Annotated in this window: 1 pseudogene; it reads right to left on the bottom strand. The window is 42.9% G+C overall.

The features are described 5' to 3' along the window. Positions 1-254, bottom strand: a pseudogene (locus Q0948_RS14895) (hypothetical protein); the annotation flags it as partial.

The following is a 254-nucleotide window of genomic DNA, read 5'->3' as shown; positions in this document are numbered from 1 at the left end:
AATGGATCTGTACCATCAGCAATCTCATCTGCATTAGTTACACCATCTCCATCACAGTCAGCAGCTAACCAAGCAGCATCGGCTGTTAATGTTTGACTAGCAACTACTAGATCACAGTTATCTATTGGACTTGTACCATCAGTAACTTCGGTTCCGTCAATCACACCATCACCATCTGAATCTGGGTTCTGAGGATCGGTTCCTGCTGTGATTTCATCTCCATTTGTTAATCCGTCATTATCACAATCAAGAGC

The organism is uncultured Dokdonia sp. (genome assembly GCF_947496725.1).
GTDB lineage: Bacteria > Bacteroidota > Bacteroidia > Flavobacteriales > Flavobacteriaceae > Dokdonia.
The sequence above is the reverse complement of the archived record's forward strand: the minus strand, read 5'-3'. Positions and strand labels throughout refer to the sequence as shown.